This window comes from Streptomyces sp. NPDC006798, assembly GCF_040635975.1.
Taxonomy (GTDB): Bacteria; Actinomycetota; Actinomycetes; order Streptomycetales; family Streptomycetaceae; genus Streptomyces.
On record NZ_JBEYIS010000011.1, the window covers coordinates 175,905 to 186,316 of the forward strand.

Sequence of the window (10,412 nt, forward strand, 5' to 3'; positions counted from 1 at the left end):
GGCGGATCTGACCCTTCGGCTGGGCGGGTGGTGAGGGTGATGGAGCCGGGGCGCGGGGGGTGGGTGGAGAGGAGGAGACGGCCGGTCAGGTCTCGCCGCGGCGGCGCAGGGTGTGGTGCTGCACCAGGACGGCGACGACGATGATCGCGCCCTTGGCGATCTGCTGGACGGCGGTCTCCAGATTGTTGAGGGCGAAGATATTGGTGATCGTGGTGAAGATCAGGACGCCGAGTACGGAGCCGACGACGGTGCCCCGGCCGCCGCTGAGCAGGGTGCCGCCGATGATGGCCGCGGCGATGGCGTCCAGCTCGTACAGATTGCCGTTGGTGTTCTGGCCGGATCCGGAGAGGACGACCAGCATGAAGGCGGCGATTCCGCAGCAGAGTCCGGAGAGCAGATAGAGATAGAGCCGCTGGCGCCGGACGTCGATCCCGGCGAGCCGGGCGGCCTCGGGGTTGCCGCCGACGGCGAAGGTCCGGCGGCCGAAGGTGGTCCGGTTCAGTACGAACCAGCCGACCGCCACCACGGCGGCGAAGATCAGTACCAGCGGCGGGATCCCGAGGACGTAGGCGTCCTTGACGCCCAGGTCCAGTACGGAGTCGACGGTGACGATCTGGGTCTTGCCGTCGGTGATCTCCAGGGCGAGGCCGCGGGCCGAGGCGAGCATCGCGATGGTGGCGATGAAGGGGACGAGTCCGCCGTAGGCGATCAGCAGCCCGTTGACCAGTCCGCAGCCGAGTCCGACCAGGATCGCGGTGAAGAGGATGCCCGCGAAGCCGAACTCCTGGGTGGCGACGGTGGTGGCCCAGACGGACGCCAGGGCGACCATCGCGCCGACCGAGAGGTCGATACCGCCGCTGGTGATGACGAAGGTCATCCCGACGGTGACCACACCGATGATCGACGCCTGGGTGAGCACCAGCTGGAGGTTGCTGACGGCCAGGAACTCGTCGGGCTTGGTGGCGCCGCCGACCACGATCAGGGCGACCAGGACCCCGAGCAGGGAGAGGTTGCGGACATCGAGCCGCAGCCCGGCGGCGGGCCCCTTCGGCGCGGGCGGCGGTGTCTTCAGGAGGCTCGGCGCGTCCTGGCGCGCCGCGGATGCGGGCTGCGTCATGCCGTCGGATTCCCTTCCATCACGAGATCGAGGACTCGGTGTTCGTCCAGGTCGCGGGCGTCGGCCGTATGGACGACGCTGCCTTCGCGCAGGACCAGTACGCGATCGGCGAGACCCAGCACCTCGGGCACTTCACTGGAGACGAGGAGTACGGCCAGGCCCTCGTCGGCCAGCCGCCGGACGACGGCGTACAGCTCCGCCCTGGCGCCGACGTCGACCCCCCGGGTGGGCTCGTCCAGGAGCAGTACCCGGCAGCCGCGGAGCAGCCAGCGGGCCAGTACGGCCTTCTGCTGGTTGCCGCCGGAGAGGGTACGGACGGGGGCGTCCGGGTTGTCGGGGCGCAGCGACAGCTCCCGTACGGCCCGGTGGGCGGCGGCGCGTTCGGCGGACCGGTCGAGCCGGCCCGCGCGGGCGAACCGGGAGAGGGTGGAGATGGTGACATTGCGGGTGACGGACTCGATCAGGAACAGGCCCTGGGCCTTGCGTTCCTCGGGCGCGAGGCCGATTCCGGCGGCGACGGCGGCCCGGACGCTGCCGGGTCGCAGCGGGCGGCCGTCGACCAGGACGCGGCCGGCGTCGGGCCTGCGGGCGCCGTAGATCGTCTCCAGGATCTCGGAGCGGCCGGAGCCGACGAGGCCGGCGAGGCCGACGATCTCGCCGGGGCGGAGTTCGAGGTCGACGGGGGCGAACTCGCCGCTCCGGGTCAGTCCCTCGACCCGGAGGACGGGTTCGGCGGCGGCCGGGGCGGGTCCGTCGGGGCGGGGCGGGAAGACGTACTCCACCTTGCGGCCGGTCATCAGGGCGACCACGTCGTTGGTGGGGGTGGATTCGGCGGGCAGCCCTCCGGCGACGGCCCGGCCGTCCTTGAGGACGGTGACCCGGTCGCCGATCCGGCGGATCTCCTCCAGCCGGTGCGAGATGTAGACGACGGCGACACCGTCGGCGGTGAGGTCGGCGACGATCCGGAAGAGGTTGTCGACCTCGTCGGGGTCGAGGGCGGCGGACGGCTCGTCCATCACGATCAGCCGGACGTCGTGGGAGAGGGCGCGGGCCATGGAGACGATCTGCTGCTGGGCGGCGGAGAGTTCGCCGACGGCCCGGCCCGGGTCGATCTCGGGGTGGCCGAGCCGGTGCAGCAGTTCGCTGGTGGCGGCCTTGGCGGCGCCGCCCCGGATCACGAACCCGGCGGCGGTGGGTTCGTGTCCGAGGTGGACGTTCTCGGCCACCGACAGGCCCTCGACCAGGTCGAGTTCCTGGTAGATGGTGGCGATGCCGAGCCGCATGGCGGCGATCGGGGAGCGCAGCCGGACGGGCTCGCCGCGCCAGGTGATGGTGCCGTCGTCGGGCTGGTGCACCCCGGCGAGCACCTTGATCAGGGTCGACTTGCCCGCGCCGTTCTGGCCGAGGAGGCAGTGGACCTCACCGGCCGCGACCTCCAGGTCCACCCCGTCGAGGGCGCGGACCCCGGGGAACGACTTGGTGATCCCGGACATGGTGAGCAAGGGCGGTTCTGGTTCTGGTGCCATGGCAAGGACCTTTCTTCCGGATCAGGCTGGGTTAGTGAGCGGGGTCTGGTGCCGTGGATCGCAAGGCGGAGGAATGAGCCACTGCGGAGCATTGGTGATTGACGACAACGCGGCGAGGCGCGGCGCCAGGGCCCGCGAGCCCCAGCAAGATCCGGAAGAAAGGTCCTCATCCCCTCGGCGGGTACGGCCGCCGCGCGCGGCGGATGGGCGCGGCGCGCGCGGGACGCGGTGCTGAACGGCGTGCGTCTGGTACGTGTGGGGGCGCTCAGGTGCGGTACGGGGCGGCGGCCCCGCACTCTGCGGGCGGCGGGCGGCCGGTGGGGCGACCGGTTACGTGGTGGCACGTGTTACCAACGGCACGACCGGGCTCTTCCCGGTGGTGCGCGGAGTGGACTTCGCCTGATGAGGGTGAGGGTGAGGGTGGGAGTCGGGGGCGGCGGACGGTTCGGGTCGTACGGTGGCGCACAGGACAGGACCGGGGAGCGTACGGGGGCGTACGGATCCCCTGGGTCGTACGGGTTCCTACGGGCGGTGCGCGGTTCCGGTCGTACGGGCGGCGTGCGGTTTCCGTGGTGCCGGTGGTGCCGGTGGCGCCGGTGGCGCGAGTCGGGCGGATCGTACGGATCGGGCGGCGGTACGGGTCGTACGGCGCCGGGTCAGGCCGGCGAGAACAGGTGGTCGCTGATGAGCCGGGCCGCGCCGATGACTCCGGCGACGGCACCCAGCTCGCCCAGGACGATGGGCAGATTGCCGGTGGCCAGCGGCAGGGACCGGCGGTAGACCTGGGTCCTGACGGCGGCGAGCAGATTGTGGCCGAGGCCGGTCACCCCGCCACCGATCACCACCAGACCCGGGTTGAAGAAGCTGACGAGCCCGGCGATGACCTGGCCGACGCGGTTGCCGCCCTCCCGGATCAGTTCCAGGGCGGTGGTGTCCCCGGCGGACGCGGCGGCGGCCACGTCCACGGCGGTCAGCCGGCCCTTGGCGGCCAGCCGTTCGGCGAGTTCGGGCGAGCGTCCGGCCCGGGCGGCCTCCTCGGCGTCGCGGGCGAGCGCGGCACCGCTGAAGTGGGCCTCCAGACAGCCCTTGTTGCCGCAGGCGCAGGCGCGGCCGTAGGGGTCGACCTGGATATGGCCGATGTCCCCGGCGCTGCCGGTGGTCCCCCGGTAGACCTCGCCGCCGACGACGATGCCGCAGCCGATTCCGGTGCCGATCTTGACGCAGAGGAAGTCCCCGACGGAGCGGGCGACTCCGGCGTGCTGTTCGCCCATGGCCATCAGGTTCACATCGTTGTCGACCATGACCGGGCAGCCGAGGTCCTGGCTGAGCGCCTCGCGGACCGGGAAGCCGTCCCAGCCGGGCATGATCGGCGGTGCGACGGGGACGCCCTCGGGGTAGCGGACGGGTCCGGGGACGCCGATTCCCGCGCCGTCGAAGCCTTCGGCGAGTCCGGTGGCCTTCAGTTTGGCGGCCATCGCCAGCACCTGCTCGAAGACCGCGACCGGGCCCTCCCGGACGTCCATCGGATGGTTGAGATGTCCCAGGACCTCCAGTTCGGCATTGGTGACGGCGACGTCGACCGAGGTCGCGCCGATGTCGACGCCGAGGAAGCGGAGTTCGGGGGCGAGCCGGATGTTGTGGGAGCGGCGGCCGCCCCGGGAGGCGGCCAGCCCGTCCGCGACGACCAGTCCGGTCTCCAGCAGCCGGTCGACCTCGACGGCCAGTTTGGAGCGGGAGAGGTCCACCAGATCGCCGAGCTGGGCCCGGGAGCTGGGCCCCCCGTCGCGCAGCAGCCGGAGCAGCCGCGCCTGGTGCGCGTTCGCGGGTCGAGCGGTCATACGTCTCAATGCCCCTCCCCTCCCCCGGCCATCGGCGTGGGGACCCCATCGGCCCGGACCGACTGATCGGGCTTTCGAGGGGAACGTAGCAGCGCTTTCACCAAGGGGGAAGAACTTGCGCAGAGTTCCATGACAACTTTCTCCACGCACTGGACAAAGGCGGGAGCGCGGCAGGACGATCGCCCGGTACGGCGGCCCGACGGCCGCCCCCGACGGCCCGGCGGCGTCCTTGCTCCGCTCGCCCGGCGCGGCGGCCCCGCTATTCGCCCGGAGCCGCCCCGTCACGGCCGGACGCCGGCTGCGCCCCGCCGCGGTGGTCGCTGCCGCTGTCGCCGTCGCCGTCCGTCAGTACGGCCAGCCGGTCGAGAAAGGGGACCTGTCCCACCACCAGCAGCTCCCGGGCGGTCGCCAGGTCCACCCACGCCACCCGGTCGATCTCGGGGAACAGTTGCTCCCGGCCGGAGTGCGGCGGCCACTCCATGACGAATCCGCCCGGTTCGATCAGCTCGGGATCGAGATCACCGGAGAGCGCCCAGAGGGTGACGATCTTCCCGTTGGGCTGGCGTTCCTCGCCCAGCTCACGCCACTCGCCGTCGTCGGGCGGGGCGATCCCCAGCTCCTCCTCGAACTCCCGGCGGGCCGCCGCCCTGAGCTCCTCGCCCTCCTCGGCCAGCCCCTTCGGGAACGACCACGCGCGGGCGTCCTTGTTCGCCCACAGCGGGCCGCCCATATGGCCGATCAGGACCTCGGTCCGCCCGTTCCGCTCCCGGTACAGCACCAGCCCGGCGCTCCATCTCACCACCATGGGCCCAGTCTGCCGGGCGGCGCCCCCGCGCGGAACGCGAACCGCCCGGCGCGAGGGACGCGCCGGGCGGGCCGGAGGTGTGGTGCCTCCGAGTGCGGAGTACGCGCTCAGGGGCAGCGGACGATCTGGCCCGCGTACGAGAGATTGCCGCCGAAGCCGAAGAGCAGGACAGGATCGCCGGAGGTGATCTCGCCCCGCTCCACCAGCTTGGAGAACGCCATCGGGATCGAGGCGGCGGAGGTGTTGCCGGACTCCACGACATCCCGGGCGACCACCGCGTTCACCGCTCCGATCCGCTGGGCGACCGGCTCGATGATCCGCAGATTGGCCTGGTGGAGTACGACGGCCGCCAGGTCGGCGGGGTCGACGCCGCCGCGCTCGCAGACCCGGCGGGCGATCGGCGGCAGCTGGGTGGTGGCCCAGCGGTAGACCGTCTGCCCCTCCTGGGCGAACTTCGGCGGGGTTCCTTCTATCCGGACCGCGTTCCCCATCTCGGGGACCGAGCCCCACAGCACCGGTCCGATCCCGGGCTCGCCGTCGCCTTCCACGGCCTCCACCACGGCGGCTCCGGCGCCGTCGCCGGTCAGCACGCAGGTGGTGCGGTCGGTCCAGTCGGTGACGGCGGTCATCTTGTCGGCGCCGATCACCAGGGCCCGGCGGGCCGAACCGGCCCGGATCGCGTGGTCGGCGGTGGCCAGGGCGTGGGTGAACCCGGCACAGACCACATTGAGGTCCAGTACGGCGGGCGCGCCCATCCCGAGCCGGGCGGCGACCCGGGCGGCCGTGTTCGGGGACCGGTCGATCGCGGTGGAGGTGGCCACCAGGACCAGATCCACATCGGCGGGGGTCAGACCGGCCCCGGCCAGCGCCTTCGCCCCGGCCCGCGCGGCCAGGTCGTCCACCGGCTCGTCGTCACCCGCGCGATGGCGGGTGCGGATACCGACGCGGGAGCGGATCCACTCGTCACTGGTGTCCACGAGGGCCGCGAGGTCCTCGTTGGTGAGCACGGACGCGGGCTGATGGTGCCCGAGTGACGCGATACGCGATCCGGTCATCGGCGGTTTTCCCTTTCCACGGGCGATCGACTCCCCAGTTTTCGGTGCTACCACCTGGTACGACGGCGGGTAACCCGACAGGATTCGCCCCCGGTTTTCTGTAGCTTTCGGAAGGATCCGGTGCGGCGCCCGGGGCGTGGGGCCGTCCCGGCACCGGCGGGGCGGGCCCGGCGGCGCCTGTCGGAGACCGTACGGCACCCGGCGGGGCTCCGGAGCCGTACCGGAGAATGGTCACCGCAACGAGTCGTACGAATCGAATCGGGAGTGGTCGCCCATGGGACGGGTCACCGAGCGCCGCCGGACCCTTCGCATCAGGGACGGTGTGGTCTCCACGCGGCCCGACACCCTGGTCGCCGAGGAGCCGCTGGAGATCCGGCTGGACGGCGAGCCGCTGGCGATCACGATGCGCACCCCGACCGGGGACGACTTCGCACTCGCCACCGGTTTCCTGGTGAGCGAGGGCGTGATCGGCACGGCGGAGGACGTGGCGCGGATCATGTACTGCGCGGGGGCCACGGCCGAGGGGGTCAATACCTACAACGTGGTCGACGTACGGCTCGCGCCGGGCGTCCCGAAGCCGGACTTCCAGCTCCGGCGGAATGTGTACACCACGTCGTCGTGCGGGCTCTGCGGAAAGGCGAGCCTGGACGCGGTACGGACCAGGACCCGGTTCCCGGTCACCGAAGGCCCCCGGGGGTGGATCACGCCCGGGCTGCTCGCCGGGCTGCCCGACCGGCTGCGGGCGGCCCAGCGGGTCTTCGACGCCACCGGCGGGCTGCACGCGGCGGGCCTGTTCTCGGAGACCGGTGAGCTGCTGGACGTCCGGGAGGACGTGGGGCGGCACAACGCGGTGGACAAGCTGATCGGCCGGGCGGTGCGGGAGGGCGGCGGGCTGCCGCTGGCCCGGACGATCCTGCTGGTCTCGGGCCGGGCCTCGTTCGAGCTGGCCCAGAAGGCCGTGATGGCCGGGATCCCGGTACTCGCGGCGGTCTCGGCGCCGTCGTCGCTGGCGGTGGATCTGGCGGCGGAGTCGGGGCTGACGCTGGTGGGTTTTCTGCGCGGCACGCGGATGAACGTCTACACGGGGACGGAGCGGATCGCGGTCGGCGCCCCGGACTGAGCAGCCGGACCGAGCAGGGCGTACGAGCGGGTTCGCGCGCCCCCGTATATCCGCCTGTGCGCCCCAACGGGAGGTAAAACTCGGCAAAGCCGGAGTGTCCTGAGGGGTCGGATTCCGTGGAGATTCGGCCCCGCGCGGCCCGCCGAACGGCGGCGTTACCGGGCCCGGCCTCCGAATCCCCCGGCTTTCCGGTCCTGACCTGCGCTGACGTCAATCGGGGAAAGTTCGGCAAGGCCATCGCCCGGGGCGAATCCGTGGGGTACGGTCGCGGCGCTGTGCGGAGCGCCACAAGGAGCAGCCATTGCGCGAGTTCACTGTCCCCCCGCTCGACGCGCCCCCGCTGATCGGTGGACTGGCCGACGCGGTGTTCGACCGCGCCGACCGGGCACCCGAGCGGGTCGCCCTCTGCCGCAAGGACGCGACGGATTCCTGGGAGGAGGTGACCGCGGAACGCTTCCGTGACGAGGTGCTCGCCCTGGCGAAGGGACTGATAGCCGACGGGGTGCGGTTCGGCGACCGGGTCGCGCTGATGTGCCGTACCCGCTACGAGTGGACCCTCTTCGACTTCGCCCTGTGGACCGTCGGCGCGCAGTCCGTCCCGATCTATCCGACCTCCTCCCGGGAGCAGGTGTTCTGGATCCTCCAGGACGCCGAGGTCTCCGCAGCCCTGGTCGAGCACGAGGACCACGCCATGACCATCGGGTCGGTGATCGGGCATCTGCCGCTGCTGAAACGGCTCTGGCAACTGGACGCGGACGCCGTCGGCGAGCTGACGGCGGCCGGTGAGCGGATCGCCGACGAGGTGGTGCACCGGCACCGGCGGGCGGTCACCCCGGACTCCACGGCGACCATCGTCTACACCTCGGGCACGGTCGGCCGCCCCCGGGGCTGTGTGCTCACCCACGCCCATCTGATGTTCGAGTGCGACACCCTGGCCGAGCACTGGAAGCCCGCGTTCCGCGGCAAGCCGGGCGACGAGCCCTCCACCCTGCTCTTTCTGCCGCTGGCCCATGTCTACGGCCGGATGGTCCAGGTCGCCGCGGTACGCCACGGGGTCCGGCTGGCCCATCAGCCCGCGGTCACCGGCGAGCCGCTGCTGGCGGATCTGGCGGCCTTCCGGCCCACGTTCGTGCTGGCGGTGCCGTACGTCTTCGAGAAGGTGTTCGCCTCGGCCCGGCGCCGGGCCGAGCGCGAGGGGCGGCTGCCCGCCTTCGACCGGGCCGTGGAGGTGGCCGTACGGTACGCGGAGGGGCTGGAGCAGCGGGCCCACGGCCAGGGCCCCGGCCCGTCGGCGGCGCTGCGGGTCCAGCACCAGCTGCTGGACCGGTCGGTCTACGCCAAGCTGCGTGAGGCGTTCGGGGGCCGGGTACGGCACGCCATGTCCGGCGGTTCGGCGATGGACCGGCGGCTCGGCCTCTTCTTCGAGGGCGCGGGCATCACCGTCATCGAGGGGTACGGACTCACCGAGACCACGGGCGCGGCGACCGGCAATCCGCCGGGACGGATCAAGTTCGGCACGGTCGGGCGGCCCGTGCCGGGGACGACCGTCCATATCGCGGAGGACGGCGAGGTGTGGCTGCGCGGCCCGCACGTCTTCGCCGGATACCACTCCGATCCGGCGGCGACGGGCGAGGTACTGCGCGACGGCTGGCTGGCCACCGGCGATCTGGGCACGCTGGACGAGGACGGCTATCTGACGATCCGGGGCCGGAAGAAGGAGGTCCTGGTCACCTCGGGCGGCAAGAGCGTGTCGCCGCTGCCGCTGGAGGAGCGGGTGCGCTCGCATCCGCTGGTGGCGCAGTGTCTGGTGGTCGGCGACGACCGGCCGTTCGTGGCGGCGCTGATCACGGTGGACCAGGAGGCGGTGGAGCACTGGCTGACGATGCGCCGTCAGCCGCCGCTCTCCCCGGCCGATCTGGTCCGGGACCCCGAGCTGGAGACGGAGATCCGGCGGGCCGTGGTGACCGCCAACACGATGGTCTCCCAGGCCGAGTCGATCCGGACGTTCCGCATTCTGGCGCTCCCCTTCACGGAGGAGAACGGGCTGCTCACCCCGTCGCTGAAGCTGCGCAGGCGGGCGATAGAGGAGGCGTACGCGGCGGAGGTCGACGCGCTCTACCGGTGACGGCCCCGCCGGTGGCGCGCCCGCCCGGGTCAGGGCCGGACGGCCGCCGGGTCGAGATCGACGACCACGGCGGCGTGGTCGGACGGCCAGACCCCGGGCACCCCGTCGGCGGGGCCGTGACCGGCCCGCCGTACGGCCCGTACCGAACCGGGACGGCCGGGCCGGGGCGGGCCGGGGCGGGCCGACGAGGACGTAGTCGATCCGGGTACTGAGCGGGAAGGTCCGGGCGACGTACGGATTGGCCGCGTCCCAGGTGGCGCCGGGCTCGGCCGGGTCGGCGTAGTACGTCCAGGCGTCGAGGAGCAGCAGCCGCTCGGCGGCGGGCGCGGTCAGGACACCGCCGAGCAGCCGCAGTTCGTCCGAGTCGGGCGGGGCGTTGAGGTCGCCGGTGACGACGGGCGGGAAGGCGTGTCCCGTACCGCGTCCGGCGACCAGCGCGCCCAGGGCCCTGACCTGGGCGCAGCGGACGGCCGACTCGTGGGGCGAGGAGTTCAGATGGGTGGTGAAGAGGGGCAGGGCGCCGGTGGGTGTCTCGATCAGGGTGTGCAGGGCGATCCGCCCGTCGTCCGTCCCACCGGCGGCGGGCAGGTCGGCGGTCTCGCGGTGGCGTACGGGCCAGCGGCTGAGTACGGCGAGTCCGACGTCGTACGCCCGCTCGGCGGGGGTGCGTTCGTGCCAGCGGCCGGGCCGCCGGTACGGCGCGAACTCGGCCCGCAGGCCCAGTTCGGCTCCTAGGGCGTGTCCGGAAAGTAGCGCCGTCCGCCCGGAGGGCGGGGCCTGCGGCGTCCGGTGCGTGCAATCGCAAGGCGGAGGGTTTCCCTCGTAC

7 protein-coding genes and 1 pseudogene are annotated in these 10,412 nt (G+C 72.6%); 2 read left to right on the forward strand and 6 right to left on the reverse strand.

Features of this window, described 5'->3' with window-relative positions; genetic code table 11:
• Positions 1-85 precede the first annotated feature (85 nt).
• The 5 genes from ABZ714_RS10375 to ABZ714_RS10395 form a co-directional block, all read right to left on the reverse strand.
• Positions 86-1,117: an ABC transporter permease gene (locus tag ABZ714_RS10375; RefSeq protein WP_358824747.1), complete on the reverse strand. Its 1,032-nt coding sequence runs from the start codon at positions 1,115-1,117 to the stop codon at positions 86-88.
• The gene (locus ABZ714_RS10380; RefSeq protein ID WP_358824748.1) at positions 1,114-2,643 is read right to left on the reverse strand and encodes a sugar ABC transporter ATP-binding protein; all 1,530 of its coding nucleotides are present in this window, start codon (positions 2,641-2,643) and stop codon (positions 1,114-1,116) included. The genes ABZ714_RS10375 and ABZ714_RS10380 overlap by 4 nt, the downstream gene beginning before the upstream one ends.
• Positions 2,644-3,299: 656 nt before the next feature.
• On the reverse strand, positions 3,300-4,481 hold the full coding sequence (locus tag ABZ714_RS10385; protein ID WP_358824749.1) for an ROK family transcriptional regulator: 1,182 nt from the start codon (positions 4,479-4,481) through the stop codon (positions 3,300-3,302).
• A 259-nt stretch (positions 4,482-4,740) separates the two neighbouring features.
• On the reverse strand, positions 4,741-5,286 hold the full coding sequence (locus tag ABZ714_RS10390) for an NUDIX domain-containing protein (protein WP_358824750.1): 546 nt from the start codon (positions 5,284-5,286) through the stop codon (positions 4,741-4,743).
• A gap of 107 nt (positions 5,287-5,393) precedes the next feature.
• Positions 5,394-6,341, reverse strand: a complete 948-nt coding sequence (locus ABZ714_RS10395) for a beta-ketoacyl-ACP synthase III (protein WP_358824751.1) — start codon at positions 6,339-6,341, stop codon at positions 5,394-5,396.
• A gap of 274 nt (positions 6,342-6,615) precedes the next feature.
• Between ABZ714_RS10395 and fdhD the strand changes: the two genes are divergently transcribed.
• Positions 6,616-7,461 (forward strand): formate dehydrogenase accessory sulfurtransferase FdhD, encoded by an 846-nt coding sequence (fdhD, locus tag ABZ714_RS10400; RefSeq protein WP_358824752.1) that lies wholly within the window; start codon positions 6,616-6,618, stop codon positions 7,459-7,461.
• A 301-nt stretch (positions 7,462-7,762) separates the two neighbouring features.
• Positions 7,763-9,586, forward strand: coding sequence for an AMP-dependent synthetase/ligase (locus ABZ714_RS10405; RefSeq protein ID WP_358824753.1), 1,824 nt, complete (start codon positions 7,763-7,765; stop codon positions 9,584-9,586).
• A gap of 228 nt (positions 9,587-9,814) precedes the next feature.
• Here the strand turns inward: ABZ714_RS10405 and ABZ714_RS10410 are convergent.
• A pseudogene (locus ABZ714_RS10410) lies at positions 9,815-10,309 on the reverse strand (endonuclease/exonuclease/phosphatase family protein); the annotation flags it as partial.
• Positions 10,310-10,412: the final 103 nt, after the last annotated feature.